Here is a 26,974-nt window from a genome sequence, read left to right on the forward strand (position 1 = left end):
TAATAGCGGCTATCTTTAAATCGTTATTAACCGGGAATGGTTAACTATATGTTGGATTACGATTTCAGCGTTATCCAGGGCTGGCTGGAGCAACACCCCGATGCCAGTTTTTGGCTGAGTATTGGCCTGTTGCTGCTGGTGGCATGGCTCAGTAACTATGTCGTCAAAAAAGTATTGATCCGCGGCATTTTCAGAGCCTTGCGCGCCAGTGCCTATGGCCAGCATCAGGTTATCCAGCATTCCGCTTTTGTCGCCCGGCTTGCCAATATTGTTCCGGCGTTGATAATTTCAAAGGGTATCACCCTGATTGAGGGCGTGTCAGAAACCGTAGCCACCATTGTGGTTAATGTTTGCAACGCCTTTGTCATCCTGACAATCGCTCTGGCCATTGCTAATATCCTGACGTTGGTTAACCGGGTGTATGAAGAGCGACCAGAGGCCAAAACTAAGCCGATAAAAGGCTATGTGCAAGTCATAAAAATTCTGGTCTACACCGTTGCCATCATTCTGATGATTGCTGCGCTGATAGATCGCTCACCACTAATTTTGCTATCGGGCCTTGGTGCCATGGCAGCCGTGCTGATGTTGATATTTCAGGACACCATTTTATCTTTAGTGGCCAGCGTACAGATTTCCTCGAACGACGTGATCCGGGTAGGCGACTGGGTTGAAATGCCGCAGCTCAATGCTGACGGTGACGTGATTGATATCGCGCTGCATACGGTCAAAATACAAAACTTTGATAAAACCATTACCACCATCCCAACCCGCCGTTTTATGACCGATGCTTTTAAAAACTGGCGCGGCATGCAGCAATCGGGTGGGCGCCGCATTAAACGCAGCCTGATGCTCGACCAGCAAAGCGTCCACTTTTTAGATAGCGACGAGCGCAAACGGTTAAATCGTTTTAGCCTGTTGCAGGATTATCTGGCCGAAAAACAGCAGGAAATTGAAAGCTGGAACAGTGAGCTTGCCGAGCAAGGTAAAGAGCCGGTAAATACCCGACGCATCACCAACATTGGTACCTTCCGGGCTTACGTGCAACGTTATTTAGCCAGCCATCCCGGCGTGCATCAAAAGATGACATTAATGGCCCGTCAACTTGAGCCGGGCTCAAATGGCCTGCCCCTTGAAGTGTACTGCTTTACCAATACCACCGCCTGGCAGGCGTATGAGGGTATTCAATCCGATATTTTTGATCATTTGCTGGCGATTTTACCGGAATTTGGCTTAAGGGTGTATCAGCACCCCAGTGGTATGGATATCCGGGCCATTAAGTTAAGCCAGGCTAACGACTAGCCTTAAGCAAAAACAGTTACCGGGCGCTTGAGAAATCAGCGCCCTGTCCTCATCTCTAGCACTGGTTTGTCACGCAACTGATATAAAAAACCGCGATAATAGCAGCGTCACTCGCCTCTAATTCATAAAAGCGATTAATACTATTAATTTAATTCGTTTTAAAAGTTTAAGCTGGCTGGGTAATATAGCCCCTATTGAGAACGCAGAAATTTACGAACTGTTACTACTAACACATAGTAATAACTTACATTACTAACGAAAAGGAGCAAGACTATGTCTTCAATTATCAATACTAAGATTAAGCCATTCAAAGCCACTGCATTTCATCAGGGCAAATTTGTTCCGGTAACAGAGCAGGATTTAGCGGGAAAGTGGGCAGTAGTATGTTTTTACCCTGCTGACTTCACGTTCGTATGCCCAACTGAATTAGGTGATTTAGCCGATTTCTACGCAAAGTTTCAGGAAATTGGTGTTGAAGTGTATTCAGTATCAACTGACACCCACTTCACTCACAAAGCGTGGCACGATGCGTCTGAGACCATCAAAAAAATCAATTACCCAATGATCGGCGACCCAACCGGTGCCATTACCCGCAACTTTGGCGTAATGATTGAAGAAGACGGCTTAGCACTACGTGGTACCTTCGTAATTAACCCTGAAGGCGAAATCAAAGTCGCTGAAATTCACGACTTAGGTATCGGCCGCTCTGCTGCTGAACTGTTCCGTAAAGTACAGGCTGCCCAGTATGTGGCTAACCATGACGGCGAAGTATGTCCGGCTAAATGGACTCCGGGCGAAGCGACATTAGCGCCTTCACTGGACCTGGTTGGTAAAATCTAAGCAGTGCAACACCCTGCAGTTTACTGCAGCGGGAACTGATCACAGCCCCTCTTAAGAAGCTGTAGCTCAGCTTCCCTCTGCCAGACTACGGTTTGGTAACCGGGCAGGCAGTGTCTGCCCGGTTTATCCCGAATATTATGCTGACGGCCTGCAAATTCAGGCTGAGGCTTTGTTACGCTGATTTTTTATCGTCTTATTTTTTTCTGGAGTTTTTATGTTAGATACTAACCTGAAGCAAACACTTAAAACTTACCTGCAGAACCTGAAAACGGAAGTTGAGCTGGTGGTATCTTTAGACGATAGCGCCAAAGCCAACGAAGTAAAACAACTGGCAACCGAAATTGCCGAACTGTCAGATTTAGTGTCGTTGCGCCGCGACGACACCGCTATGGAGCGCAAGCCTGCCATGCTGGTGCGCTCGGTAGCCAAAGACACCCATATTACCTTTGCCGGTGTGCCACTGGGCCATGAATTTACTTCCTTAGTGCTGGCTCTGCTGCACTCAGGTGGCCACCCAATTAAGGTTGAGGCAGATACCATTGAGCAAATTCGCCAGTTACCTGGCAGTTTTGCCTTTGAAACCTATATTTCGTTAAGCTGCCAGACCTGTCCGGAAGTGGTGCAGGCGCTGAATATTATGTCAGCCGTCAACCCGAACATTACTAACGTAATGATTGACGGTGCAATGTTCCAGGACGAAGTTGCAACACGCAACGTGATGGCCGTGCCATCCGTGTTCTTAAACGGCGAGTTATTTTCTCAGGGTGCCATTACTCTGGAGAAAATTATCCAGAAAATCGACGTTAACGCCGAAAAACGCCAGGCGCAAGCGCTGAAAAATAAAGCGGATTTCGACGTGTTAGTAGTAGGCGGTGGTCCGGCCGGAGCCTCAGCTGCCGTGTATGCCGCCCGTAAAGGCCTGAATACCGGTATTTTAGCCGAGCGGTTCGGTGGCCAGGTGGCTGACACCGTCGGTATTGAAAACTTTATCTCGGTAAAATACACCGAAGGCCCGAAGCTGGTGAATGCCTTAGAAGCCCATGTGCGGGAATATGAGGTGGATATTATGAATAACCAACGCGCGGTCAAACTAAGCAAGGCCGATAAGGTTGAGCTGGAACTGGCTAATGGCGCAGTATTAAAAAGCAAAACGTTAATTCTGGCGCCGGGTGCGCGCTGGAGAGAAATGAATGTACCGGGTGAGCAGGAATATCGTGGTAAAGGCGTGGCCTATTGCCCGCACTGCGACGGTCCGTTATTTAAAGGCAAAAAAGTAGCGGTGATTGGTGGCGGTAACTCGGGCATTGAAGCGGCTATCGACCTGGCCGGTATTGTTGAGCATGTTACCGTATTGGAATTTGCCGCCACGCTGCGCGCCGATGCGGTACTGGTGAAAAAAGCCAATTCAATGGGCAACATTACCATTATTACCGAAGCGCAAAGTACTGAAGTGACCGGTGATGGTAAGCGGGTCAACGGCATTAATTATACCGACCGGAAAACTGGTGAGTCGCATCATGTTGAACTGGCGGGTATTTTTGTCCAGATTGGCCTGGTACCGAATACTGAATGGTTGCGCGGCGCGCTGGAATTATCGCCACGCGGTGAAATTATTGTCGACGAGCGTGGCCAGACTTCAGTACCTGGCGTGTTTGCCGCCGGTGACGCCACTACCGTACCCTTTAAGCAAATTATTATTGCCATGGGTGCCGGCGCTAATGCCTCGCTGGGTGCGTTTGACTATCTGATCCGCCATTAATATCTGAGCCGGCCTCAATAGCCGGTATCGGCGACACTTTCGCAAAACGGGATACCTCTCTCATCCCTCTTTGGCGGCAACTTTGGTTGCCGCTTTTTTTTACTCGCACTGACGGTCTTCTACTTTCCACACCAGCGGCTCCCAATATTGTGCAGGGTCCGTACGTTCTTCAATATCTGTAATATAGCGACTGGCCAGATGATAGACCTTATTGGGTTCCAGATTTAGTTCCAGTGGTTGGGTAAAGTGTCTGCTACGAATATCGGCCGGGTTTCTTCTGAACCGACCTAAAGGTATGTGCTCCAGTAACTCTATTTTTTGCTTCCCTGCAGCGATTTTGATCACATCAGTATTGCGAAAAGGCTGATCCCGGAAGTCAGTTTCGCCAACCATTCTGATGGTAGCCGGAAAAATTTCCATGCTGGGGGGCGGTGAAAAGAATACGGAAATAAAACTACAGCCCGTGGTCTGGTTAATATTGGTTGTTGTGTTTTGTGGTGCTGGGTTTATCTCTAAGCGCCAGCCTGGGATGGTACGCCGGGTCACCGTGCTGTGTAACTTAATTGCTTTGCCTGCGCGGTTTACCCAGACACTAAAAGGTTTACCTTCTTCAAAATCGTTTAGCAAGGCCAGTACATCTTCAAGGCTGGTTGAATTAACGGCAGCATTATTAATCTGTAATAGTTTGTCGCCTACCACAACCCCTGCTTTGTCAGCATCAGAATCCGGGGTTACCGCCAGTACTATATGTTGCCGGTTCATCACCGCGCCAAAGTGATAATAGTTACGGGCGGGCTGTTCAATGATCAGTGGGCCATCTTCCGCTGATTTACCTGATGTTACTATTGCTGCTTGCACGGCATCAATAATATCCTGCGAAGGTGTGTGTTGCTGCGCAGCTACGCCGATTGTCCAAAGTGCTGCTACAGTGATGCCAAGCCGCGAAACTTTTGTAAGGTTCATAGAGTATAAGTCCGTGGTTGAGGTTCATTAAAGTGTTGACGCTGCACAATTAAACGTTCTACCTGCTCGTAATCGTTAAGCAGAATAGATTGCTGAATTGCCGCATCCAGCTGCTCTAACCGGAAGTTACTGACAGGGCTTGTTTGTGGTTGGTCTATCGCAACTTGCGCGGGTTCGGGCTGGTTGCTATACAGCATGCCACCTATTACGCCTATCATCGCCAGACTAGCGGCGCTGCTTAGCCAGAACGCAGATTTCCCGCGTTTATTACTTAGACGTTGCTGCAGCTGCTGCCACATTAAGTCGTCAGCAGTTTCCTGATGAGCCGCTGTTAAGCGCTGACCCAGCAGCTCACTGAATTGCTGTTGCTTACTCATGATTCGTCCTGCTTAAGTTGAGTTGCTAATTTCAGTAAGGCCCGCCGGTATTGCTGGCGGACATTTTGCTCAGATAGTTGCAGCAATTCGGCCAGTTGCTGGTGGCTGTAACCCTCTACGGCATACAACCACACCAATACCCGCTGCTGTTCAGGCAGTACCGCCATAATGCGTTCAACATCATCCAGCCGGGTTAGCGAGTCTATGGCGCTGTTCCAGCTTTGATCACTAATATTGTCGCTTCCGTCATCGCTCAGCAGCTGTTGCCGGTTGCGTCGACGCAACGTATCCAGCGCTAACCTGACGCTAAGTTGTTTTAGCCAGCCGCCTACCGCCAATGGCTGTTTAATATCTGCCAGACAGTCGAATGCTTTGATAAAAATATCCTGAGTCAGGTCGCGACCATCTTCGGCAGAACCCAGCATGCCAATACATAGACGGAGCACCGGATCAGCAAAGTGACTATAAAACCGCTTTAAAGCGTCTGGCTGGCCGCGCTGGGCTGCTCTAATAATCTCAGGCGCTATTGGTCTACCAAATCCGTTTGCTGACACCGGGTATCCTTGTGTTGTTTAATAATAAGACGTAATAGCGCCAAAAAGTGTGACATGGGAACTGACATTTTTAGGTTAACCGGCTTTTTGCCGTAACGGATGATCGGCCGGTACGCCGAGTTGGTCCAGCATGTTGTGGTTAATTTTTTTGGCGTGCAGAGGCGGGATCACCAGGGTGGTGATTTGGTTTAGTGTGGCCTGAGGTAGTGAAGTTAAAGCTATGGTATCGGCCCGGTGTTGCCAAATAGGTAAGTCGGCGGCTTCATATAAAATAATCTGATGATCCGGCGGGTACCATTGCTGCAGGTGCTGCACCAGAATTTGAATATAACGGCTGTCGCTCTCCAGTCTGGCTAAGCTGAAATCCCCTGCTATAGCCACCTGCCACAGCAGTAAATACCCACTGACATCAACGGTATGTTGATAAAACATAAACTGGCTGGCTTCAAATTGCTGACAGCCTTCTGCCATTGGGTCTATGCCCAGGTCGGCATATAGGCAGGCGTCGGCGCCAATGCCGGCTGCCATTTGCGCCTGGTAGCCCAGGGCTTTTAGCTGACGTATGGCTTCATGCGGTGGCCAGCTGGCGATGCCGGGGTGGCCGTAACAGGCCCAGACAACATTGTTGCCGGTAGTTACCGCTGCAATTACGGCATCCATCATGGCCTGATAGCTTTCAAGCCGTGACTGACCGGCCTGATAAAATGGTTGTAAATCAACTAAGTTGGGGTTTATTTGCTGTAAAAAACCGGCAAGATAATGACTATTGCTGTGAAAAAACACCACGTCGGCTACCGCCAGCTGCTCGCGGGCCAGAATGGTCAACTGGCTGCCGAGGGTAATGCCTAACCCCAGACACATCAAGCTGCCACGGGGTTGCTCAACTAACATCGTTGCCCTGGTTGCCGCTGCTATCGGTCGGCTGATAAACCACAATCCGGTTGCGGCCACCGGTTTTGGCCTGATATAACGCATCGTCAGCTTGCTTTAATAAATTGTCAAAATCTGCGCTACTGCTGGTGGCCACCCCGAAACTGGCAGTGATTTGAATGATCCGGTCATCAACCTCAATATCAAGTTGCTCCAGGCTCTGCCGGCATTGCTCGGCAATTTCTTTTGCGTCGGCGAGGGCACAACCCGGTAAAAACAAGGCAAACTCTTCACCGCCCACCCGCGCTAAAATATCCTGCTGCCGAATCAATACCTGGCAACACTGGGCAATGGTACTTAATACTTTATCACCGGCGGCATGGCCGTATTGATCATTAATTTGTTTAAATAAATCGATATCAAACATGATCAGGCTGTACTCGCCCTGCTGACGACGGTTGGCGAGATGTCTGCTAACCGTTTCGTTAAAATAGCGGCGGTTAAATAAGCGGGTTAAAAAATCGGTGGTGGCCAGCCGGTTCAGGGCCACTCTTTTGCTATTGAGAACATAAATTACCAGCAGTAACAATGCCAACAAAGCGACAGCAAACATCAGAGCTTTTAGTTTTTGTTCCTGTTGTAACTTACTTTCGAGTTGCAGCAACTCATTCGTACTCTCTAATAGCGCGAGTTTATTTTCGCTTTCCATAAAGTCAGCCTGTGCCAGATGGTAGGCGACGCTGCGTTTTTTAAACTCATCAATATAACGAATCAGCGCTACAGAATGTTGGCTATATGCTTTAACAGCAGCTGCGGTATTTCCTGCTTTTTCATGTGTTTGTGCTAGTAGCAGCATCGCTTTATTGGCGGTTTTCGTATCATTTAACGCTATTGTTTGCTGATAAACCTTTTCCAGTAATGCCTCTGCTGCTGCATAGTTCTGCAGATGTAACTCAGCCGACCCCAGGAAAAATTCGGCCTGAATAACTGAATACAAATAGCCGGTTTTTTTAAGTTCAGGCATTACTGACAGCATGTCAGTTTTAACCTGAGCCGGCATTTTATCTAAATCAATTTCAGCGATGTACAGGCTAAGGGTGTGCAGTAATAATGGCTCGTTTGCTGTGATGCAGGCTTGTTGCGCTGTTTTAAATGCTTCATTTGTGTACGTTTGCTTTAACTTTATTGTTGCATGCAATTGTAATGCATAGCCAACACAATAGCTGCGCGGAGATCTGGCAACATCGACGATATTAGACGCATATTCCAGGGCTTTGTCGTAAACATTGGCACTGATATGTAATTGGGTCGCAACAGTATACAAACTAACCTGTAGAGGCTCGCTGTTCAGATAGTTGCCTGCTTTTAGCGCATCAAACAAGAACGAGTATGCCTTACTGAAATCCTTTCTGTGCTCATAAACTGTTGCCAGCAACAAGTTGGCTTTAAGGGTGATTTCCGGGTATTCACTATCTGCTATCTTAGCAGCCCAGCTAATCGCATTTTCCTGTTCGCCCTTAAATGCATAGATATAGGCTTTGAGAAAGGTAAATTGCTCTTTCTGATAAGGAGTCAGAGCCTGGTAATCCAACTCCAGCTGAGCAACGATGTCAGCGGTTTGGGTTGGTGACTGAGTGCGTAATGCTTCTGCCTTGTCCAGCTGTGGTTGAAAAGTGTCAGCTGCACTGAGAGCAGAAAACGCCGCTAACACCAATATCAGCGGTATATACACCCATCCTGTCCGTTGCATCGCGTATCACTTTGCCGGGAAGATAAAAGTAACAGGCTGCACCGGATGTCCTGTTAACTGCTCAACTTTGGCTTTATCGCCCGCCACTACCGCGTCAATTTCATGGCTCTGAAGGCCATATTTTTGCATGGCGGTGGCAGGGTCTTGCTGATATTCCTGTTGCAGTTTTGGGTTGGTGGCTAAATCACTAATAAACTGGCTTAACGTCGACATAGTACATCCTGTTAATTGCTGCGCTGGTTATTATTGAGCATTGTCAGCCCGTTGTTACTGGTAACGGCCGCTACTGCTGCTATTTTGCACTCTAATGTAAGTCAAATAACACTTGCTAACAACAACCCATTATTGAAACTTTTGCATAAGTGGCTTGCCATTAATTCCGTTTGGTTATATCTGAGCGTTATAAGCTATTTTGCGAAATAGGCTTGCAGCGCTATGCTAAGCACTAATATCAGCTGACGATTTCAGCTTGCGGAGCGGCCGTGCAATATCTTCCCTTATTTGTGAAATTAACCGATAAACCAGTGCTGATTGTCGGTGGTGGTTCGGTGGCGCTGCGTAAAGCCGGCACCCTGCTAAGTGCCGGCGCCAGGTTATATGTGGTATCGCCTGAGTTTGCTCCGGAATTTATCGAGTGGCAGCGGCAGGGCAAAGCCGAGCTTGTTCACGGTTATTTCAGCGAGGAGTTGCTCGACGGTAAATTACTGGTCATTGCTGCGACCGACAACGATAACGTTAACGCTGCAGTATTTGATGCCGCGACTGAACGCAATATGCTGGTAAACACCGTGGATGATCAGCCCAAATGCGGTTTTATTTTCCCGTCTATTATTGACCGTAACCCAATTATTATTGCTATATCCAGTTTTGGCACCGCTCCGGTGCTGGCCAGGCGTTTACGCGAAAAGCTGGAAACCTTGTTACCCCAACATTTAGGGCCACTGGCGCAACTTGTTGGTCGTTTTCGGGATCAGGTAAAAGCGAAAATTAAAGGCTTTGCCGCCCGGCGCCAGTTCTGGGAAAAAGTATTTAATTCTGATGTGGTGCGCGAGGTGCAGGCTAATCAGCTGCCGCAGGCAGAACGGCGGCTTACTGAGTTGCTGGCCGAGCCGCAGCAGCTGGACGGTGAAGTGTATGTAGTAGGCGCCGGCCCCGGCGATCCGGAGCTGTTAACCTTAAAAGCATTACAGTTAATGCAGCAAGCCGATGTGGTGGTATATGACTATCTGGTTTCGCCCGAAATTATGCAGTTGGTGCGCCGCGATGCCGAGCTGATCTGTGTGGGTAAAAAAGCCGGTTCGCATTCGGTGGCGCAGCAGGATACCAACCAGATATTGATTGATTTAGCCCTTTCCGGCAAAAAAGTGTGCCGCTTAAAAGGCGGCGACCCCTTTATTTTTGGCCGCGGCGGCGAAGAGATTCAGGCATTGCTGCCGCACAATATTGCCTTTCAGGTAGTGCCGGGAGTCACTGCCGCAGCTGGCTGTGCTGCTTATGCGGGCATTCCGTTAACCCATCGTGACCATGCGCAAAGCGTCCAGTTTGTTACTGGTCATTGCCGGCCCGATGGCAGCGAGCCTGACTGGCGCAGCATGAGTAAGGCTAATCAGACGGTAGTCATTTACATGGGCTTGATGAAAGCCGACCATATTCAGCAGCAGCTGATCAGCGCAGGGCGCTCGGCTGCTACCCCGGTAGCGATCATTGAAAATGGCAGCCGGCTGGAGCAGCGTATTATCACCACACAACTAAGTCAGCTGTCGGCGAAGGTTAGCAGCGAGCAGGTACAATCACCGGCGCTGTTGATCATTGGCGAAGTCGTTAGTTTACAGCAGCAGTTGCATTGGTTTGGTAAGCGGCCACAGCCTGCAGTATTTGCCCAGCCGTTAACCCGGCTGCGTTAATTCTGATACACTCGCAGCACAAAATATATTGCAGCAACTACTCTCTCAAACCTTTCAAGGACGACACCATGACCGCAACCTTATTACCAGCCATTATTAAGATTGCCGAACAGGCGGGCGAGGCCATTCTGGTTATTTATGGCCGCGGCCAGGCCGATTTTAATATTAGCGCTAAAAGCGACGACTCACCGCTGACGGCAGCTGATTTAGCGGCGCATCGGCTGATTGTCGCTGAGCTTGCCAGACTTACCCCAGACATACCTATTTTATCGGAAGAAGCGGCCGACATTAGCTGGGAAATCCGTAAAAACTGGCAGCGCTACTGGCTGGTGGACCCGCTGGATGGCACCAAAGAATTTATAAAACGTAATGGCGAGTTCACCGTAAATATTGCGCTGATAGACAACGGCGAACCGGTATTGGGCGTAGTACATGCACCGGTACTGGAGAAAACCTATTATGCTGCCAAAGGTGAAGGGGCTTTTTTAAAGCAGCAAGCCAGCATTAGCTCAATTCAGGCGAATAAAGCCAGCAGTAAACAGCTGGTAAAAGTGGTGGGCAGCCGCAGTCATCCCAGCCCCGATTTAGCAGGCTACCTGGCCCGGTTTAAGGCGCATGAAATGGTGCCGGTTGGCAGCTCATTAAAGTTTTGTTTAGTCGCCGATGGTAGCGCCGATGTGTACCCGCGTTTTGGCCCCACTATGGCCTGGGATACCGGTGCCGGCCATATTGTTGCCACTGAAGCCGGCGCCACCGTCAGCTTTGATGGTATCAGCAGCAAGGTATATCAGCGCGAGCAACTACTGAATCCGAATTTTATGGTATCAGCGCTACGCGACTAATCCGCGTCAGTGCGGTACACTAGCCACCTAATTTACAGGTGACTAGTGCTATGCGTTTAGATAAATATATTTGTGATTGTACCGGCCTGACCCGCAGCCAGGCCGGCAAAGTGATCCGCCAAAAGCTGGTCAGTATTAATGGCGAAGTGGTGAAACAGGCGGCAGTGCAGGTAAGCGACAGCGATTCAGTGGTGATGGACGGCCAGCCGCTGGCCATTATTGGTTTACGTTACATCATGCTGCACAAACCGGCCGGGTTTCTCTGCGCCAATGACGACCCCGAACACCCCATTGTGTTTAACTTACTGGATGAGCCCTTAGTTGAACGCCTGCATACCGTTGGCCGCCTTGATTTAGACACTACCGGTTTATTACTGCTAACCGATGATGGCAAGTGGTCGCATCGCATTAGCTCCCCCAAGCATCATATTGCCAAAACCTACCGGGTATGGACTGCCGACCCGATAAGTGATGATGCCGCCAGCCTGTTTGCCGAGGGCGTAATGCTACGCGGCGAAAAAGACCCGACCTTGCCGGCGGAACTGGAATTAGTGGCCGAGCGCGAAGCGCTGCTGACTATTCATGAAGGCCGTTACCACCAGGTAAAACGGATGTTCGCGGCTATTGGCAATAAAGTAGAGCAACTACACAGGGAAAAAATCGGTGGTTTGCAGTTACCGGCAGATTTGGCAGAGGGTGAGTATCGGGCGCTTACTGAAGCTGAGATGTTAAAATTAACAAAGTAATAATTGCCGGTTCGCTTTGCTGAAATGATTTTTCAAAGTAGGTAAAAATTTGTTGAGTTTTTCCATTTTCTAAACTAATTTCTGATAGCAACTTGAGTTGCATTAAATAATAAAAAATATGGAGATTGTATGAAGTTATCGTTAGTTGCTGCGGTTTCAGCTGTTGTGGTGTCGTTAGTTGCGGTAATACCAGCTGCGCAAGCTCAGCAAAAAGTAAACCCATGGAAACAATGTGGTATTGGTGCAATGATTTTTGATGATAACGGTGCTGCAGCTGCTATCTCTAATATTATCTGGGATTTAGGTACTACTGCTGTATCTTCTAACATAAGTTCACAAGATTCTTGTGAAGGTGTTAACGTTGCTGCTGCTCAATTTATTAATGACAGCATCATTAATATTGAAGAAGAAACAGTAATCGGTCAGGGTGAAAATCTGACAGCTATGTTAAATATTATGGGTTGTGAAGTGTCTGCGCATCAAGCCATTATTAGTGCTGTGCGTTCAGAGTTAGATCTTTCTGCGGCAGATAACAACGCTAAAGCTGAAGCATATTATCTACAACTAGAAGGTAAAACTTCAGGCCAGTTCTTTGCTCAGTGCCAGGTTATCTAATTTGCTTTAGTTAGTATTTGCAAACCCGCCTAAAAGCGGGTTTTCTTTAATATGGCTGCAGTTATGTGGTTTTTAACCCGTAAATTTATACTCTTACTTTTACTGTTTACCAGTAATGCTGTTATAGCTGAGCCTGCTGACACGTTACATAAAGTAGCCAACTCGGCTTATTGGCGAGCCCTGTTGCACTTTCCGGTTGATAAATCTGAAAGCGAAATTATTGATACTGGATTTTTTCTGGCTACAAATGGTGCTACCGATCCCATGGCAGAGTTGCTGGCAACATTGGATCAACTTATCAAGCCATCTGAAGACGACGTAAACAGTCATGCGCAATGCCGCTTTATAGCCCGGTATCATTGGTTAAAACAGCAAGTCCCGGAGTTGCTGGTTGGAGCACCGCCTATAAGCTGTCCCCTGTTTGATAAGTGGACTGATCAACAACAGATAAACTCGGTCAGTGCAGTTTTCGCCAGTGGATACCTTGGTAATCCGGCTTCTTTTTATGGCCATATCCTGTTAAAACTGAATAGTAGCAACACAAACAAAAGCATTCTTCAACAACAAAGCCTTAACTTTGGTGCGGCGGTGCCCGATGCAGAGAATCCGCTTGTTTACATCGTTAAAGGTTTATTTGGTGGGTATGATGCGGTTTTTTCGCATGGTTTATTTTACAAAAATGTACTGACATATGGTGAGGCTGAACTAAGAGATCTGTGGGAATATAAACTAGAGTTAACACCAGAACAGGTCCAAAAGTTGGTTTTCCATGCCTGGGAGTTAATAGGGCGAGACTATCAGTATTTTTTTCTACAGCAAAATTGCGCTTATCGTATGGCGGAGTTGTTAGAGTTGGTTATTGATACTGAGTTGATTAGTAAACACCAACCCTGGGCAATGCCCATTACCGTATTCCATCGTTTGGCTCAGGCGAAACAGGATAACCGAGCCATTGTCGGCGACATCATTCATCATCCATCGCGACAGCAGCGCTTTCATCGACGTTACACCGAACTTAACGATGCTCAGCGTCAGATTATTAAGACGATTATTGATGCTGATTTTTCAGTTGACGTTGCTGGATATAACCAACTTACTGCCGCGCAGCAAAGTGCATCGCTTGAAATGCTATTTGATTATCTGGAGTTTCTGCGCATCAATAAACAGCCCCTATTCTCTGAGTCGGCTAAGCAACGGTTGTTGCAGGCGAGATTAAGACTGCCGGCGTCAACGACCCGTGACACAAAACCCTCTGACTTTGCGCCGCCGCATCGCGGTACACTGCCTTCTATGTTTCAGCTTAGTGGCGTTAAGGCCGATAACAATGTAGCGCAGATACGGTTCCGGGCAACCTATTATGATTTACTGACTTCAGACACCGGGCGTGCAGCATATAGCGCTCTGTCAATGTTCGACCTGACGTTGCGCTATGATGACGGGTTGCGTGTACAGCGATTTGAACTACTAAATATTGAAAATATGAACCTGAGTGCAACTGGACTGCCTGGCGATGGTGGTTATGCATGGAAATTGAACCTGGCATATGCGCCACAGCATTTGGCCTGCGACAATTGCCAGGCATCGCAGTTAAATGCCGGTATCGGTAAAGCCCGATTGTGGCGGCCGGGCGTTCTTACCTATGCATTGCTAGATGGCAGCATACATTCCAATACTGCAAATAGTGGTATGGTATCTATTCAGCCAAGGCTGGGCATGTTGGCGGACATTGCTCCTTGGTGGCGTATGCAAGTTGAGGTTGGCAGGAGGTACCATTTTGACGCAGATGGCCGCCACTTCAATTGGTATACATGGCAGCATAGGTTGGGCGCTCAGCCTAACTGGGATATTCGTTTTGGTATTCAGCGCCAGCAAGCAACAGAGTTTACTTTGGCTTATAGTCGCTATTGGTAAGCTTGAGGATTACGATAACTGACCAAACTCAACTAGCTTATTCAAGTAGCCTGTAAACCCTACAAAATTTATTTTGCTCCCTTCTTCTAAAAGATTATTTATTCCGGTAAAGTTGCGCTAACAAAATTTCAGGTTGTTTTTACATCAACCTGAAATTTTTTGCGTGTTGCACAATAACTATTGTGTGTAGTTGAATATGATGGTCGGCATGGAACGCTAGCCCCGCTTGTTGGCAGCTTTGTATGTGCTGGTCATAATGAGGACCTCATGAAAAAAATAATAATACCTGTACTGCTGATTGCACTTACTGCATGCACATCTGCTACTCGCGAAACGGTCAATAAAGTCCCAGATACTAAACCTGTCATCAGCAAAACTCTGGCTCAACCAGAGGCCATGTCGTTAAAGCGGGTGGTAGCCATTGCTCGTTTTTCGGATGAAACCAAGCGTGGAAACGCCTTTCTGGTTGACCAGAATGCAGATCGTTTAGGGAAGCAAGCGTCTGACATTCTTGCTGCGCGCTTAACTGAAACCAACAAATTTATTATGTTAGAGCGTGCTGACTTAGACAAGGTTATTGCCGAGCAAAATTTTGCGGGCAATGCGGTGCAGGCAGTAGGTTCAGATTACCTTATTGTTGGCTCAGTATCTGAGTTTGGCCGCTCCAGCACCAGTGAAGTTGGCGTATTTAGCCGCAACCGGATTCAGAGTGCAACGGCGACCGTCAATGTCAGGTTAGTTAATACTAAAACAGGCCAGGTGTTGTATTCCGAAGAAGCCACCGGCGAAGCCCGGGTAGAAGCGAACACTGTGGTCGGCATTGGAGAAAGAGCCGCCTATGACACCGCGATAAACGATAAAGCATTGTCTGCCGCAATTTCTAAGCTGGTAAGTAACATTGCAGAGAACTTGCTGGATGCCCCCTGGCAAGCTTATTTAATTAGTCAGCAAGGTTCTAATTACCTGATGACCGGTGGTAAATCTCAGGGCATTAGTCTAAACGATACGTTTGAAGTACAAACGGCTGGAGAGCAAATTAAAAATCCGCAAACCGGTTTTCTTATTACTCTGCCAGGCAGTACCGTTGCTACGGTGAAAGTTATCGGTTTCGTTGGTGAGGGCGAGAATGAGCTGTCGATTTGCCAGCTGGTTACCGGCAATATTGCTGAGCTTGAGTTACAGAAGCTGGTAGTTCGTGAAAAAGGAAAAGCGTAAAAATGAAAAATATCTTATTGATTACATTTGTATTTATGCTATCTGCTTGTAGTGCTGGCTACAGCTCGTCAACTCAGGTAGATGATAAAGCGTATTTGCAGCTGGCCGGTGACTTTTCTAACACTGTATTAATTATTAACGACCAGCAACCCATCATGCTTGATAGTGGTGAGGTGAATACCTTTAAACTTAATGGTGAAAAGGTAGCGAAGTTTGATCTGCCTACCGGCTCCCATACTGTAGAAGTACTGCGCAATAACACCACTGTGGTCAAGCGTAAAATCTATGTTTCTAATGGCAATACTTTTGAAGTGAGAATTCCATGAACCTGATAAAAAAAGCAGCCATTATCGTCGTGGCATTAGGTCTGACGGCATGCCAGGCCACAAACTCAATATATTATTGGGGTGATTATTCTGATTCAGCCTATAAATTAAAAAATACGCCAACAGATGAAACACTCGCTAAGCATAAAGCGAGTTTGTTGAATATTGTCACTAACGCGCAACAGAAAAATAAAAAGATCCCGCCGGGTATTTATGCTGAACTTGCCATGCTGGAAGCGGAAGCGCGCAATGTTGACCTGGCACTGCAGTACTTTGGCAAAGAAAAAGAGTTGTTTCCTGAATCCACTAAAATAGTTGATATGATGATCAGCTCGATGAATAAGGATGTGTAACATGAATTTAGGACGTGTTGTACTTCTGAGCGCAGTAACCCTGATTTTGGCAGGTTGCGCATCACCTATGATCACAAAGCAGGAAGCTTTTCCGAAGGTGTATCAGGAAAACCCATTATCAATACTGGTGGTTCCGGCTATTAATAATTCTACTGCCGCTGATGCCCCGGATTTATATTCTACTACCATAGCGCAACCCATTGCAGAAGCAGGCTATTATGTAATGCCGCTGCCACTCACTAATTTTATATTAAATAGTGAAGGTATTACCGACGGCGCTCAATTGCAGGACGTTAACGCCATAAAGTTTAAACAATTATTCGATGCCGATGCCGTTTTATTTGTTACCATTAATCAGTGGGACACTAACTACTATGTTACCGGTGGTAATGTTACGGTTGGAGCAGAGTTCAATTTAGTGTCAACAACTACTAATGAAGTGTTGTGGAATTATAACAACATTATCGTTCACAACACGTCAGGCAATAGCGGAAATCTTATTGCTGACATCATCGCTACGGCGATCACGACGGCGTTAACCGACTACGTGCCGGTAGCACGTATCGTTAATGCGACAGTGGTGAATACCCTGCCAGCCGGAAGATACAATGCCAAACATGGCAAGGATGGCCTGGAAAAAGCAGTGAATAAAAATTTGAGTACGCAAACCAAAGGTTAACATACGCTAACGCTAACCCGATGTGGCTCCTGGGTTATTTTAGCATGTCATAAACCGCACAGTTAAAGCCGGCTACAGCAGCCGGCTTTTTTATCTGAAAAAGCTGGTCTATGCTCATTCCATGCTAGTTCAGCATATAACGATTAAGGGATTACTATGAATTTTATCGCTTTTTTAATTATCGGTGCCCTGGCGGGCTGGATTGCCGGCAATATTATGAAAGGTAAAGGCTTTGGCTTGTTAGGCAATATGCTGGTGGGTATTGTTGGTGCTTTTGTCGGCGGTTTTTTGTTTCGCTTAATTGGCCTGGCGTCATTTGGTTTTATTGGCTCGCTGGTTACCGCGACCGTCGGTGCGATAGTGCTGATTTATGTAGTGAGTTTAATTAAAAAAAGTTAGCCACAGCTTTTAACTGCCAGCAGAACTATTTTAGCGCAGCGAGTCCATCAGCGCTGATCGTTACAACGCCCGCGCTGGCTCGCCACAGCAACTCGCCCTAACGCCTTCGGCAGGGCTCAGACACTCTGTGGCGCCCAGTTCGGGGTTCTAATGCGCGCTGATTAAGATTCAGAACAAATCCAGTGATTCACCTTGCTCTGGCAAGTCCTGATCTTTTCTTGTTTTGGCATTCAGCCTGGCCCGGCGTTGGCTTAGCAGTTTCAGAATATGCGCCCGTTCGGCAGCGGGCTTCTGGTGCCAGTTAAAGCGTTCGTCACGCGAGCGCAGGCACCCCAGGCAATAACCTCGATTATTGCTCTGGCACACCCCGATGCACGGGTTTGGGATGTCGAATAGCTCCAGCTGATCCACAAAGCGACCGCCCTGACTGATGAATATCTTAAGTGTACGTTGTGGCAGGCCAAAGGTGCAAATACGTAACCTCTTAGATTAACTTTTAAATCGTCAACGTAAACCGGTTTACCCTAAGACAACCGTTGCAGGCCGGGATGGCCGAATCGAGCCTACAGGGATGTATTTACGGCGTGTTGTCGTGGGCAAACCGGTTTTAAGCATGCGGCATATTAGATTTTTTTAAGAAGATCAGAAAAATCGGTTGACTTCAGACTGATAGACGGCTATTTGTAGTAGGTAATAGCGCTGCAATGTGGCGCTCAAAATAAAAACGAATTCAACCAAGTAAATAAGTAAGAATCATATTATGCGTTTAGCTGCTGTTCTGAACATTATTGTCCTCGTGGTCGTGGTGATTATTAATCTCCGCGGGGGCGGTGTTTTGGAAAAATAAAGTAGCTTAAGGCGAAATCCAACAAAACCCCCGCTCCGCAAGGACCGGGGGTTTTGTCGTTTCAGGGCTTTTAAAAAATATTAGCAACAGAGGTTACAGATGAAAGGCGCAGAGTTGGTATTACAGGTGTTGCAGCAGCATGGGGTAGATACCATTTTTGGTTATCCCGGCGGCGCTATTATGCCAATTTACGATGCAATCTATTCCAGTCCGGTGAAACACTACTTGTGCCGGCACGAGCAAGGGGGGGCGTTCTCGGCCATCGGTTATGCCCGCAGCTCTGGCAAGGTTGGGGTGTGTTTAGCGACCTCCGGCCCTGGTGCGACTAACTTGATTACCTCGCTGGCCGACGCCATGCTCGATTCGGTGCCGCTGGTGGCGATTACCGGTCAGGTATCCCAGGCGGTTATGGGAACTGATGCTTTTCAGGAAATTGATGTGCTGGGCTTAAGTTTAAGCGTCACCAAGCACAGCTTTATGGTACGCAGCGTTGATGAACTGGCGTCGACCTTAACCGATGCTTTTGCTATTGCCCGCAGCGGCCGGCCTGGTCCGGTATTGGTAGACATACCCAAAGATGTGCAGCTGGCAGAGGTTAGCGTTCATGAATTTGCCGCTAAACCCGCGCAGCAGGCAATCAATACCTCGTTGGCGCAAAGCGCGCAGGCCCGTCAGCTGATAGCTAACGCCAAAAAGCCAATGGCCTATATCGGTGGCGGCGTGCATATGGCGGGTGCCATGCCTCAGCTGCAGGATTTTTTAGCAACGTGTCCAATGCCTTCTGTTACTACCTTAAAGGGCATGGGTTCGGTGGCGAAAGACAACCCACATTATTTGGGTATGCTGGGCATGCATGGTACCCAGGCTGCTAATTTAGCGGTGCAGCAGTGCGATTTATTAATTTGTTTAGGCGCCCGTTTTGATGACCGGGTAACAGGCAACCTGCAAAAATTCGCACCTAACGCCAAAGTGATCCATGTCGATATCGACCCGGCGGAAATCAATAAAGTGCGCTTTGCTCAGGTATCGTTTTTGGGCGATATGCGGCAAATTCTGCCGGCCATAGCCAGTAAGACCAATTGCCAGGAGTGGTTAGCGCATTGCAGCAGTTTAAAGCAGCAACATGGCTGGCGTTACGACCACCCGGGCGAGCGGATATATGCGCCGTTAATGTTAAAGCAGTTAAGTGAGCGGATGCCGGATAACAGCGTGGTGTGCTGCGATGTGGGGCAGCATCAGATGTGGGTGGCACAGCATATGCGCTTTAGTCACCCGCGTAATCATTTATCCAGCGGTGGCTTAGGCACCATGGGCTTTGGCCTGCCGGCAGCAATCGGTGCCAAGTTAGCCCGACCACAAGATACCGTTATCGCCGTATCGGGCGATGGCTCTTTTATGATGAACGTGCAGGAGCTGGGTACCATTAAGCGGTTCCGCTTGCCGGTAAAAATCGTCATTGTCGATAACCAGCGTCTGGGCATGGTAAAGCAATGGCAACAGCTGTTTTTTGATGAGCGCTACAGCGAAACAGACTTATCAGACAACCCGGATTTTGTTGCGCTGGCTGCTGCCTTTGCCATACCCGGCCACTGCATTACCCGTAAGGATGAAGTTGAGGGTGCGCTGGAAGCCATGTTTACCTGGCCGGGGCCCTATTTACTGCATGTAAGAATTGATGAAAAAGACAACGTCTGGCCATTAGTACCGCCGGGTGCCGCAAATGAAGATATGATCATGGAGAGCAACTAATGAACCACACCCTGACCATCACCACCAATAATGAAGCCAGCGTGGTTGAACGTTTACTGCAAGTTACCCGCTATCGTGGTTACCAGTTAGCCGGCTTGCAGCTGGAACCGTTAACTGACTGCGCCGGCCTGAGCGTTACGTTAACCGTATGCAGTGACAAGCCTATTCATTTACTGACCAGTCAGCTGCATAAATTATACGACGTGCGCGACTTAAAACTGGTCAGCGCCGACATCGCTGCGCTGCGCGCCTAAGCTAATACCATATTAATTATTACTAACGGAGTACCTGATGCCAAAGTTAAGATCCGCCACTGTTACCGAAGGCCGCAATATGGCAGGAGCCCGCGCGCTGTGGCGAGCCACTGGGGTTAAAGACACCGATTTTGGCAAGCCCATTATTGCGGTGGTGAACTCATTTTGTGAGTTTGTGCCTGGTCATGTGCACCTTAGAGATTTAGGCAAACTGGTGGCCAAAAGCATCGAAGAGGCCGGCGGTATCGCCAAAGAGTTTAATACCATTGCCGTAGATGATGGCATCGCTATGGGTCATGGCGGTATGTTGTATAGCCTGCCTTCACGCGAACTGATTGCCGATTCAGTCGAGTATATGGTCAATGCCCATTGTGCTGACGCCATGGTCTGTATTTCTAACTGCGACAAAATTACCCCGGGCATGCTAATGGCCGCCATGCGTTTAAACGTGCCGGCCATCTTTATTTCCGGCGGACCAATGGAAGCCGGCAAAACCAAGTTATCCGATCAAATTATCAAGCTGGATTTAGTCGATGCCATGGTGTCGGCGGCCGATCCGAAAGTAAGCGATGCCGATAGCGAACAAATTGAGCGTAGCGCTTGCCCGACTTGTGGTAGTTGCTCAGGCATGTTTACCGCCAACTCGATGAACTGTTTAGTAGAAGCCCTGGGTTTAGGCCAACCGGGCAATGGCTCGCTGCTGGCTACCCATGCTGATCGCAAAGAGTTGTTTGTCCAGGCCGGCTTTCGGATTATGGATCTGTGTAACCGCTGGTATAAAAATGATGATGCCAGTGCCTTGCCGCGCAGCATCGGCAATAAAACCGCTTTTGAAAACGCCATGATGCTGGATATCGCCATGGGCGGCTCGACCAACACCGTGCTGCATTTACTGGCCGCCGCTATTGAAGCTGAAGTCGATTTTACCATGGCCGATATCGATCGTTTATCGCGCATTGTGCCGCATTTGTGCAAAGTGGCACCCTCTACCCAGAAATACCATATGGAAGATGTCCATCGTGCCGGTGGGGTTATTGGTATTTTGGCCGAGCTGAACCGGGCGGGCTTGTTAAACCCCAATACGCCGCATGTTGCTGGCAGTTCGCTTGGCGCAGTGCTGGAGCAGTGGGATTTAAAAGCCAGCCCGTCAAAACAGGTGCAGGATTTTTATGCGGCAGGCCCCGCCGGTATCCGTACTACCCAGGCGTTTTCGCAAAACTGTCGCTACCCATCGGTCGATGATGACAGAGTGGCAGGCTGTATCCGCAGTAAAGAACATGCTTATTCACAAGACGGCGGCCTGGCGGTGCTGTTTGGTAATCTGGCACCACAGGGCTGTATTGTCAAAACAGCCGGGGTAGAGCCGGAGAACCTGGTATTTACCGGTCGTGCCCGCGTGTTTGAAAGCCAGGATGAGGCGGTAGAGGCCATTTTAAAAGGCAAGGTGGTCGCCGGCGATGCAGTAATTATTCGCTACGAGGGCCCGAAAGGCGGCCCGGGTATGCAGGAAATGCTTTACCCGACCAGTTACTTAAAATCGATGGGGTTAGGTAAAGCCTGTGCTTTGATCACTGATGGCCGCTTTTCCGGCGGCACCTCGGGCTTGTCGATAGGCCATGTGTCACCGGAAGCGGCCAGTGGCGGCGCTATCGCCCTGGTGCAGGAAGGCGACAAAATAGAAATTGATATTCCGCAGCGCAAAATCGGTATCGCTATTAGCGACGAAGAGCTGGCAAAGCGCCATGCCCAGATGGATGCGAAAGGTAAGCAAGGCTGGAAGCCGGAGAATCGGCAGCGGGTAGTGAGTAACGCTTTAAAAGCCTATGCCTTGCTGGCCAGCAGTGCTGATAAAGGTGCTGTGCGGGATATTTCGAAGTTAGAAGAGTAGCGGCCGGGTTTTTTGAGTGGGCTTCGACCACAAACTGCACACAAGGACGCCGTAAATACATCCTTGTAGGCTCCTCTCCAGCATCCTTGCTGGAGACGCCTTGTTTAGCAGTTTATAGTCTACGCCAGCGATTTAAGTGATCTGGATGGTACGAGCAAAAGCATAGAGCGATGGGCAAGGTGTGCTCTTGCAGCAGCGGCATGGATGCCGCGGAGGCTGAAAGGGCACAGGGATGTGATCCTTGAAGCCGGCGAAAAGAGCATTTCCTTGTCTTGAGCTATACACAGATCTGCAAGCCACAACAGGTAAAATGATACTAATAGCAGTGGAGCAACAATGAACAACCTGGCAATAGTCCAAGCAGGGCAGACAGATACTGAGTTAATGCAGCAGTATTTGCGGGACATTTTGCTGTCGCCGGTTTATCAGGCTGCGGTGGAAACGCCACTGGATGGCATGACTAAACTCAGCAAACGGCTGGGCCACAATGTGCTGCTAAAGCGCGAAGACAAACAGCCTGTGTACTCATTTAAACTGCGTGGCGCTTTTCATAAACTGCATAAAGTAAAACAACAAAGCCCGAATGCCAGTGTGGTGTGTGCTTCGGCGGGCAACCATGCGCAGGGTGTGGCATTGTCTGCCAGCAAACTGGAGCTTAAGGCTACCATCGTAATGCCCATTACCACACCAGAGATTAAAGTGGCAGCAGTAAGGGCGCTCGGTGGCAATGTAGTCTTGCATGGCACTGCCTTTGACGAAGCTAACAGCTACGCCATTAACCTGGCGAACACAGAAGGCGCACTGTATATCCCCCCTTTTGACGACTGCGACGTGATTGCTGGTCAGGGTACGGTGGCCAAAGAGTTGCTAAGCCAGCATAACCAGCTCAATGCGGTATTTATACCGGTAGGTGGCGGCGGCATTCTGGCGGGCATGGCAGTGTATATTAAAGCCATTCAGCCCAATGTGCGGGTAATAGGGGTTGAGCCGGAAGATGCCGCCAGTTTAAAAGCCGCAATGGCCGCCGGTGAGCCGGTAACGTTGGAGCGGGTTGGCCTGTTTGCCGACGGTGTAGCGGTAAAGCGTATAGGCACAGAAAATTTCAACCTGGCCAAACGCTTTTGTGATGAAGTGGTAACTGTATCCAGTGATGAAATATGCGCCGCCATTAAAGATATTTTTGATGACTTACGCGCGGTGGCCGAGCCCGCTGGTGCATTGGCGCTGGCCGGTCTTAAAAAATACAGCCAGCAGCTTAATAACAGTACCCTGAGTAAGCCGCAACAGTTTGCGGCGGTACTAAGTGGCGCCAACTTAAACTTTGATACCCTGCGCTATGTGTCAGAGCGTTGTGAGCTCGGCGAGAAAAAAGAAGCGGTATTTGCGGTGACTATTCCGGAAGAAAAAGGCAGTTTCCGCCGTTTTTGTCAGGCGCTTGGTGGCCGTGCCATCACTGAATTTAACTACCGCTATGCCAGTGATAATAAAGCCCATATTTTTGTTGGCATTAAGCTGCGTCATGGCCAGCAGGAATTAGATACCGTGACGAAAGCACTTCGTGATGCCGGTTATGAATATCAGGACTTATCCGACGACGAATTGGCCAAATTGCATGTGCGGCATATGGTCGGCGGCATGCCACCGCGCCAGTTAACCGAGCAGGTGTATCAGTTTAATTTCCCGGAATACCCGGGCGCCTTAATGAATTTTCTTAATACCCTTGGGGAGCACTGGAACATTACTCTGTTTCACTACCGCAACCACGGTGCCGCCACCGGCGATGTACTGGCCGGTTTTGAGGTGGCGCAGCACAGCGATATTGCCGGCCATTTAGATAAGCTGGGCTATCAGTACCAGCAAGTCAGCAATAATCGCAGTTATCAGACGTTTTTAACGGCAGGCTAACAAATTTCTTGATCAGCTCCAGGGGCGCAGTTAAACTTTGCGCGTTTTCTAAACAGGAGAAAAAAGATGAGTAAACTAGCGGCAACCGAGCATGGCCGCGGCGAAATCCGCGATAATGCGATTAAGGCCTTAGTCACCAGCAAGGTGTTTCAAACCAGAGTGGTTAAGGCGAAAAAAGGCAAAGGTTCCTACAATCGGAAAGGGCGTAATTCAAAAGATTACGCCCTTAGTGTTTTGGTGAACTGCAAACCGAGTTTCTGCTCAACCCTGCTCGCGGTCAATCTTGGCGATAATGCTATCCAGCACCATTAAATCATTCGCCTTTTCCATATATTCGTCGCTATCTTCATCCAATTTTACCAGTTCAGCGCGCCCAACAGCTATTTGTCTGACCAGGCATAAGCGGATATGACGTAATTCTACTTTTGAGAACATAGCTAACTTACCTCGGATTTAGGGGGGCTTAAAAAACTTGGAATTGCAGCAGATTCCAGTTGTTTCAGCTTTTCAATATACAGATAGTACGGCAGATCTTGCAAAGGTCGAATAGTGAAGTGAAACTTACCTTCTTTGCCGCCTTTGTCTAAGGATATATGCAGGCCGCTCGGTAGTTTTGTGCTTGCAGGAATTTTCCACCACAGGTTACCGAATTTTGGGTTGCGGTAGTTAAACAAGGATAAACCACCGGATTTGCTATCGACAAAACTTACACCATCTTTGTCATAAACTTTAACATCCCAGGTGTCTTCTTTCTCATCCCTGGGGGGCGTAGGGCGAATGTAATCAAGTTTAGGTGTGGTTTTGCGGCCTAGACGAAACAAATCTTCCGGTACCGCCATATAAAACTGAACAGGGGTGTGCATAATCTTTCCTTAACGTAAAGTTCGCTAGTGAGTCACTATACTTCATAATGCCAATTTGTTAAATATGTCATCTAAGTGTAAATTTAATCTGCATCAGGAATTCGATGAACAACCATTCCATTTTTAAAGACGTTATTGCTCTGCTGTTCTTCGGGGTTTTACTTATCGCGGGCATTTGGACGCTACTTTACTCGGTGCAAATCCAATTAGCCGAGGTGAGTAGCGCTAAGCCCCTTATTGTATTGAGTAGCTTTCATGGTTATTTACCCGGTGCTTTGATAGCTATGGTCTTTATGTTGGGTTATGCCGCTAACAGACTATGGAGTGGGTTGAGACGGCAACCAATGGCTACTGACAACGGCAAAGTTACTGCAATAGGCGTACTTGCTGGCTTGGCTCTTGTAATTATTGGTAGTTTCGTTATTAACTCGTACTGGGATGGGAGAGCAGAATATGCCGGTTACCAGCCCTGTCCGCCACTTACGGTGTTAACCAATCGGGTCACGATGCAGGCCTGGACTAAAAACGAAGCCTTATGTTTCGATAACGATGTAAGGCGGATTATCGTTCGCGGCACTGCAGATGAGACAACACAAGTGGCGCAACATCTAAGTGCAAGGGAAAAACAGCAAGCCGCTAAAATACAGTTTTTGCAACAGGAAACAGAGAGTAAACGGCGAAACCAACTTAGCCAATAGCAGCTCAGTATTGAGGCAAGCCAGATCTAGTTAATGAAACATCAGAATCAGAAAGTAAAACTTGCCGTCACATCATTATTAGCCTTTTTGTTGATGCTGACGTTAAGTGTGTCAGCGGTTGTTATGTTGACAGCTGAATTGCGCCATCATGCCAACGCAATAGCAAGTGGATCCCCGTTAATAATTATCAGTAGCATGCATACTTATGGGCCTGGGATCATAGTTGGGGCTTTCTCGGGTGCATTATTGTTTCTGCTGTACTTTATGTATCGCTGTGTTTTTCAAACTGAAACACTATTTTTCAAAAGAAGTGAGAAGATCCTGGCTTCTTTAGCTTCAATCGGATTAGTAGTTATTTTTGTTGGAAGCCATTTAATTACCTCTCACTGGCAGAGCAAAGCCGATACAGCAGGTTTTGTTCCCTGCCCTGCGATGACATTGCTATCTAATAGAGTGACAATGGAAGTATGGGTGAGAGATGAAGCGTTGTGCTACGACGGCGATGTGCGGAGAATTTTAAGAAGAGGTACAAAAGATGAAACAACACAAGTGGCGCAGTATCTTAGTGTGAAGGAAAAGCAACAACAAGCCAGGCAAAAGTTTTTAAAGCAAGAGACACCAAGTAAAAACAGGGGTTAATAGAAGCGTGACTGCCGTAAATATTATGCTTAATCAGCACCTTTGTTCGCTTCTTGTCAGTTTCCGGTATTACGATGAGTATTAGTAATTCCAAAGCCATCGCAGCTGGTTTTGCGATGTTGTTTTTTATCACACTTTTAATAATTGCAATTATTACACTGTTGGTGCCCTCATGGCTTGAGCTACTAGCGCAATTTGGTTCAGCACGTCCGCTTATTGTAATCAGTTATTCCGGCAATCTGATGCCGGGGGCCATACTCGGTTTATTGGTAATGCTGGCGTTTGTGATTTTTCAGCTAACTGTGCGGATTCGGGGTAAGGTAGCGTTATCACTGGTAAATAAAGTAAACAGCTTTACCGGCAAAGCGATGGTTGCGTCTTTGGTGGCAACGTTTGCCGGTAGTTTTGCATTGGGTTACTGGCTGGATAACAAGGCAGAACATGCTGGGTATCAGCCCTGTCCGATGTTTACACTTCTTTCAAACCGGGTAACTTACACCGCCTGGGTGCAAAACGAAGCATTGTGTTACGACAGCGATGTACGCAGGATTGTCAGTCGCGGTACCGTTGCTGAAACAATTCAGGTTGAGCGGCACCTTGAGCAAAGACTGAAACAGCAAGCCGCCAAACTACGTTTTCTGGAGCAAGAAGAAGCGTTGCGCCGGGCGCGGCAAACCCAAAATACAGCTAATGATAACTAATTTTTAAGCAGCAACGTTGAGTTAGCCA

At 48.1% G+C, this 26,974-nt stretch carries 30 protein-coding genes; 21 read left to right on the top strand and 9 right to left on the bottom strand.

What is annotated here, in order from left to right; all coding sequences use genetic code 11:
- Nucleotides 1-48: 48 nt before the first annotated feature.
- The 3 genes from B2X65_RS09195 to ahpF all read left to right on the top strand — a co-directional run bounded on the left by B2X65_RS09195 (nt 49) and on the right by ahpF (nt 3,898).
- Complete coding sequence (locus B2X65_RS09195) at nt 49-1,299, top strand: mechanosensitive ion channel family protein (protein ID WP_290612135.1); 1,251 nt, start codon at nt 49-51, stop codon at nt 1,297-1,299.
- A 273-nt stretch (nt 1,300-1,572) separates the two neighbouring features.
- Nucleotides 1,573-2,139 (top strand): alkyl hydroperoxide reductase subunit C, encoded by a 567-nt coding sequence (gene ahpC, locus B2X65_RS09200; RefSeq protein WP_290612137.1) that lies wholly within the window; start codon nt 1,573-1,575, stop codon nt 2,137-2,139.
- A 214-nt stretch (nt 2,140-2,353) separates the two neighbouring features.
- Complete coding sequence (gene ahpF / locus B2X65_RS09205) at nt 2,354-3,898, top strand: alkyl hydroperoxide reductase subunit F (RefSeq protein ID WP_290612138.1); 1,545 nt, start codon at nt 2,354-2,356, stop codon at nt 3,896-3,898.
- 99 nt (nt 3,899-3,997) lie between these two features.
- Here ahpF and B2X65_RS09210 read toward each other — a convergent pair whose 3' ends face one another.
- From B2X65_RS09210 to B2X65_RS09235, 6 genes are all read right to left on the bottom strand, one after another.
- Complete coding sequence (locus B2X65_RS09210; protein ID WP_290612139.1) at nt 3,998-4,861, bottom strand: PDZ domain-containing protein; 864 nt, start codon at nt 4,859-4,861, stop codon at nt 3,998-4,000.
- Complete coding sequence (locus B2X65_RS09215; protein ID WP_290612141.1) at nt 4,858-5,238, bottom strand: hypothetical protein; 381 nt, start codon at nt 5,236-5,238, stop codon at nt 4,858-4,860. The genes B2X65_RS09210 and B2X65_RS09215 overlap by 4 nt, the downstream gene beginning before the upstream one ends.
- On the bottom strand, nt 5,235-5,792 hold the full coding sequence (locus B2X65_RS09220) for an RNA polymerase sigma factor (RefSeq protein ID WP_290612142.1): 558 nt from the start codon (nt 5,790-5,792) through the stop codon (nt 5,235-5,237). Before B2X65_RS09220 ends, B2X65_RS09215 begins: the two co-directional genes overlap by 4 nt.
- Nucleotides 5,793-5,867: 75 nt before the next feature.
- Complete coding sequence (locus tag B2X65_RS09225; RefSeq protein WP_290612144.1) at nt 5,868-6,683, bottom strand: SAM-dependent methyltransferase; 816 nt, start codon at nt 6,681-6,683, stop codon at nt 5,868-5,870.
- Nucleotides 6,673-8,412, bottom strand: a complete 1,740-nt coding sequence (locus B2X65_RS09230; protein ID WP_290612145.1) for a tetratricopeptide repeat-containing diguanylate cyclase — start codon at nt 8,410-8,412, stop codon at nt 6,673-6,675. Before B2X65_RS09230 ends, B2X65_RS09225 begins: the two co-directional genes overlap by 11 nt.
- A gap of 6 nt (nt 8,413-8,418) precedes the next feature.
- Nucleotides 8,419-8,625, bottom strand: a complete 207-nt coding sequence (locus tag B2X65_RS09235; protein ID WP_290612147.1) for a hypothetical protein — start codon at nt 8,623-8,625, stop codon at nt 8,419-8,421.
- Nucleotides 8,626-8,894: 269 nt separating this feature from the next.
- On the opposite strand from B2X65_RS09235, the gene cysG reads away from it, so the two are divergent.
- The 10 genes from cysG (at nt 8,895) to B2X65_RS09285 (ending at nt 17,402) form a co-directional block, all read left to right on the top strand.
- Entirely contained in the window at nt 8,895-10,316 is a 1,422-nt protein-coding gene (gene cysG, locus B2X65_RS09240; protein WP_290612148.1) for a siroheme synthase CysG, read from the top strand.
- A 68-nt stretch (nt 10,317-10,384) separates the two neighbouring features.
- A complete protein-coding gene (gene cysQ / locus B2X65_RS09245) occupies nt 10,385-11,158 on the top strand; it encodes a 3'(2'),5'-bisphosphate nucleotidase CysQ (protein WP_290612150.1) in 774 nt (257 codons plus the stop codon).
- Between the two features lie 50 nt (nt 11,159-11,208).
- On the top strand, nt 11,209-11,904 hold the full coding sequence (gene rsuA, locus B2X65_RS09250) for a 16S rRNA pseudouridine(516) synthase RsuA (protein WP_290612151.1): 696 nt from the start codon (nt 11,209-11,211) through the stop codon (nt 11,902-11,904).
- Nucleotides 11,905-12,033: 129 nt separating this feature from the next.
- On the top strand, nt 12,034-12,519 hold the full coding sequence (locus tag B2X65_RS09255) for a DUF3015 family protein (RefSeq protein ID WP_290612152.1): 486 nt from the start codon (nt 12,034-12,036) through the stop codon (nt 12,517-12,519).
- 51 nt (nt 12,520-12,570) lie between these two features.
- On the top strand, nt 12,571-14,430 hold the full coding sequence (locus B2X65_RS09260) for a DUF4105 domain-containing protein (protein ID WP_290612154.1): 1,860 nt from the start codon (nt 12,571-12,573) through the stop codon (nt 14,428-14,430).
- Nucleotides 14,431-14,697: 267 nt separating this feature from the next.
- Nucleotides 14,698-15,645, top strand: coding sequence for a CsgG/HfaB family protein (locus B2X65_RS09265; protein ID WP_290612155.1), 948 nt, complete (start codon nt 14,698-14,700; stop codon nt 15,643-15,645).
- A 2-nt stretch (nt 15,646-15,647) separates the two neighbouring features.
- A complete protein-coding gene (locus B2X65_RS09270) occupies nt 15,648-15,971 on the top strand; it encodes a hypothetical protein (RefSeq protein ID WP_290612157.1) in 324 nt (107 codons plus the stop codon).
- The gene (locus B2X65_RS09275; RefSeq protein WP_290612159.1) at nt 15,968-16,324 is read left to right on the top strand and encodes a DUF4810 domain-containing protein; all 357 of its coding nucleotides are present in this window, start codon (nt 15,968-15,970) and stop codon (nt 16,322-16,324) included. Before B2X65_RS09270 ends, B2X65_RS09275 begins: the two co-directional genes overlap by 4 nt.
- Before the next feature lies 1 nt (nt 16,325).
- A complete protein-coding gene (locus B2X65_RS09280; RefSeq protein WP_290612160.1) occupies nt 16,326-17,003 on the top strand; it encodes a GNA1162 family protein in 678 nt (225 codons plus the stop codon).
- Between the two features lie 156 nt (nt 17,004-17,159).
- Nucleotides 17,160-17,402 (top strand): GlsB/YeaQ/YmgE family stress response membrane protein, encoded by a 243-nt coding sequence (locus B2X65_RS09285; RefSeq protein WP_290612162.1) that lies wholly within the window; start codon nt 17,160-17,162, stop codon nt 17,400-17,402.
- Between the two features lie 168 nt (nt 17,403-17,570).
- On the opposite strand, the gene B2X65_RS09290 is transcribed toward B2X65_RS09285, so the two are convergent.
- Nucleotides 17,571-17,813, bottom strand: a complete 243-nt coding sequence (locus B2X65_RS09290) for a DUF1289 domain-containing protein (protein WP_290612163.1) — start codon at nt 17,811-17,813, stop codon at nt 17,571-17,573.
- A gap of 535 nt (nt 17,814-18,348) precedes the next feature.
- Here B2X65_RS09290 and ilvG point away from each other — a divergent pair.
- From ilvG to B2X65_RS09315, 5 genes are all read left to right on the top strand, one after another.
- Entirely contained in the window at nt 18,349-19,998 is a 1,650-nt protein-coding gene (gene ilvG, locus B2X65_RS09295) for an acetolactate synthase 2 catalytic subunit (RefSeq protein ID WP_290612164.1), read from the top strand.
- The gene (ilvM, locus tag B2X65_RS09300) at nt 19,998-20,252 is read left to right on the top strand and encodes an acetolactate synthase 2 small subunit (protein ID WP_290612165.1); all 255 of its coding nucleotides are present in this window, start codon (nt 19,998-20,000) and stop codon (nt 20,250-20,252) included. The genes ilvG and ilvM overlap by 1 nt, the downstream gene beginning before the upstream one ends.
- Nucleotides 20,253-20,289: 37 nt before the next feature.
- Nucleotides 20,290-22,140 (top strand): dihydroxy-acid dehydratase, encoded by a 1,851-nt coding sequence (gene ilvD / locus B2X65_RS09305; RefSeq protein WP_290612166.1) that lies wholly within the window; start codon nt 20,290-20,292, stop codon nt 22,138-22,140.
- Nucleotides 22,141-22,476: 336 nt separating this feature from the next.
- Entirely contained in the window at nt 22,477-24,045 is a 1,569-nt protein-coding gene (gene ilvA, locus B2X65_RS09310) for a threonine ammonia-lyase, biosynthetic (RefSeq protein ID WP_290612168.1), read from the top strand.
- A 66-nt stretch (nt 24,046-24,111) separates the two neighbouring features.
- Entirely contained in the window at nt 24,112-24,357 is a 246-nt protein-coding gene (locus B2X65_RS09315; protein WP_290612169.1) for a ribosome alternative rescue factor ArfA, read from the top strand.
- Here B2X65_RS09315 and B2X65_RS09320 read toward each other — a convergent pair.
- Nucleotides 24,307-24,480 (bottom strand): hypothetical protein, encoded by a 174-nt coding sequence (locus B2X65_RS09320; RefSeq protein WP_290612170.1) that lies wholly within the window; start codon nt 24,478-24,480, stop codon nt 24,307-24,309. The genes B2X65_RS09315 and B2X65_RS09320 overlap by 51 nt on opposite strands.
- A 2-nt stretch (nt 24,481-24,482) precedes the next feature.
- Nucleotides 24,483-24,908, bottom strand: a complete 426-nt coding sequence (locus B2X65_RS09325) for a hypothetical protein (protein ID WP_290612172.1) — start codon at nt 24,906-24,908, stop codon at nt 24,483-24,485.
- Nucleotides 24,909-25,012: 104 nt separating this feature from the next.
- On the opposite strand from B2X65_RS09325, the gene B2X65_RS09330 reads away from it, so the two are divergent.
- The 3 genes from B2X65_RS09330 (at nt 25,013) to B2X65_RS09340 (ending at nt 26,946) form a co-directional block, all read left to right on the top strand.
- Nucleotides 25,013-25,606 carry a hypothetical protein gene (locus B2X65_RS09330; protein WP_290612173.1) on the top strand — a complete coding sequence of 198 codons (594 nt, stop codon included), beginning with the start codon at nt 25,013-25,015 and terminating at the stop codon, nt 25,604-25,606.
- 33 nt (nt 25,607-25,639) lie between these two features.
- Nucleotides 25,640-26,245: a hypothetical protein gene (locus tag B2X65_RS09335; protein ID WP_290612175.1), complete on the top strand. Its 606-nt coding sequence runs from the start codon at nt 25,640-25,642 to the stop codon at nt 26,243-26,245.
- A gap of 74 nt (nt 26,246-26,319) precedes the next feature.
- Nucleotides 26,320-26,946: a hypothetical protein gene (locus tag B2X65_RS09340; protein WP_290612177.1), complete on the top strand. Its 627-nt coding sequence runs from the start codon at nt 26,320-26,322 to the stop codon at nt 26,944-26,946.
- The last annotated feature ends 28 nt before the right edge of the window (nt 26,947-26,974 follow it).

The organism is Arsukibacterium sp. UBA3155, assembly GCA_002364615.1.
In the GTDB taxonomy this organism is placed as follows: Bacteria; Pseudomonadota; Gammaproteobacteria; order Enterobacterales; family Alteromonadaceae; genus Alishewanella.

Coding starts and splice junctions, on each gene's coding strand:
- B2X65_RS09255 (WP_290612152.1), top strand. CDS start 12,034: ATGAAGTTATCGTTAGTTGCTGCGGTTTCAGCTGTTGTGGTGTCGTTA.
- B2X65_RS09285 (WP_290612162.1), top strand. CDS start 17,160: ATGAATTTTATCGCTTTTTTAATTATCGGTGCCCTGGCGGGCTGGATT.
- B2X65_RS09270 (WP_290612157.1), top strand. CDS start 15,648: ATGAAAAATATCTTATTGATTACATTTGTATTTATGCTATCTGCTTGT.
- B2X65_RS09280 (WP_290612160.1), top strand. CDS start 16,326: ATGAATTTAGGACGTGTTGTACTTCTGAGCGCAGTAACCCTGATTTTG.
- ilvA (WP_290612168.1), top strand. CDS start 22,477: ATGAACAACCTGGCAATAGTCCAAGCAGGGCAGACAGATACTGAGTTA.
- B2X65_RS09195 (WP_290612135.1), top strand. CDS start 49: ATGTTGGATTACGATTTCAGCGTTATCCAGGGCTGGCTGGAGCAACAC.
- cysQ (WP_290612150.1), top strand. CDS start 10,385: ATGACCGCAACCTTATTACCAGCCATTATTAAGATTGCCGAACAGGCG.
- B2X65_RS09320 (WP_290612170.1), bottom strand. CDS start 24,480: ATGTTCTCAAAAGTAGAATTACGTCATATCCGCTTATGCCTGGTCAGA.
- B2X65_RS09275 (WP_290612159.1), top strand. CDS start 15,968: ATGAACCTGATAAAAAAAGCAGCCATTATCGTCGTGGCATTAGGTCTG.
- B2X65_RS09265 (WP_290612155.1), top strand. CDS start 14,698: ATGAAAAAAATAATAATACCTGTACTGCTGATTGCACTTACTGCATGC.
- ilvM (WP_290612165.1), top strand. CDS start 19,998: ATGAACCACACCCTGACCATCACCACCAATAATGAAGCCAGCGTGGTT.
- ahpF (WP_290612138.1), top strand. CDS start 2,354: ATGTTAGATACTAACCTGAAGCAAACACTTAAAACTTACCTGCAGAAC.
- B2X65_RS09210 (WP_290612139.1), bottom strand. CDS start 4,861: ATGAACCTTACAAAAGTTTCGCGGCTTGGCATCACTGTAGCAGCACTT.
- B2X65_RS09315 (WP_290612169.1), top strand. CDS start 24,112: ATGAGTAAACTAGCGGCAACCGAGCATGGCCGCGGCGAAATCCGCGAT.
- B2X65_RS09215 (WP_290612141.1), bottom strand. CDS start 5,238: ATGAGTAAGCAACAGCAATTCAGTGAGCTGCTGGGTCAGCGCTTAACA.
- B2X65_RS09230 (WP_290612145.1), bottom strand. CDS start 8,412: ATGCAACGGACAGGATGGGTGTATATACCGCTGATATTGGTGTTAGCG.
- B2X65_RS09330 (WP_290612173.1), top strand. CDS start 25,013: ATGAACAACCATTCCATTTTTAAAGACGTTATTGCTCTGCTGTTCTTC.
- B2X65_RS09325 (WP_290612172.1), bottom strand. CDS start 24,908: ATGCACACCCCTGTTCAGTTTTATATGGCGGTACCGGAAGATTTGTTT.
- ilvD (WP_290612166.1), top strand. CDS start 20,290: ATGCCAAAGTTAAGATCCGCCACTGTTACCGAAGGCCGCAATATGGCA.
- ahpC (WP_290612137.1), top strand. CDS start 1,573: ATGTCTTCAATTATCAATACTAAGATTAAGCCATTCAAAGCCACTGCA.
- B2X65_RS09225 (WP_290612144.1), bottom strand. CDS start 6,683: ATGTTAGTTGAGCAACCCCGTGGCAGCTTGATGTGTCTGGGGTTAGGC.
- B2X65_RS09235 (WP_290612147.1), bottom strand. CDS start 8,625: ATGTCGACGTTAAGCCAGTTTATTAGTGATTTAGCCACCAACCCAAAA.
- B2X65_RS09340 (WP_290612177.1), top strand. CDS start 26,320: ATGAGTATTAGTAATTCCAAAGCCATCGCAGCTGGTTTTGCGATGTTG.
- rsuA (WP_290612151.1), top strand. CDS start 11,209: ATGCGTTTAGATAAATATATTTGTGATTGTACCGGCCTGACCCGCAGC.
- B2X65_RS09260 (WP_290612154.1), top strand. CDS start 12,571: ATGGCTGCAGTTATGTGGTTTTTAACCCGTAAATTTATACTCTTACTT.
- B2X65_RS09335 (WP_290612175.1), top strand. CDS start 25,640: ATGAAACATCAGAATCAGAAAGTAAAACTTGCCGTCACATCATTATTA.
- ilvG (WP_290612164.1), top strand. CDS start 18,349: ATGAAAGGCGCAGAGTTGGTATTACAGGTGTTGCAGCAGCATGGGGTA.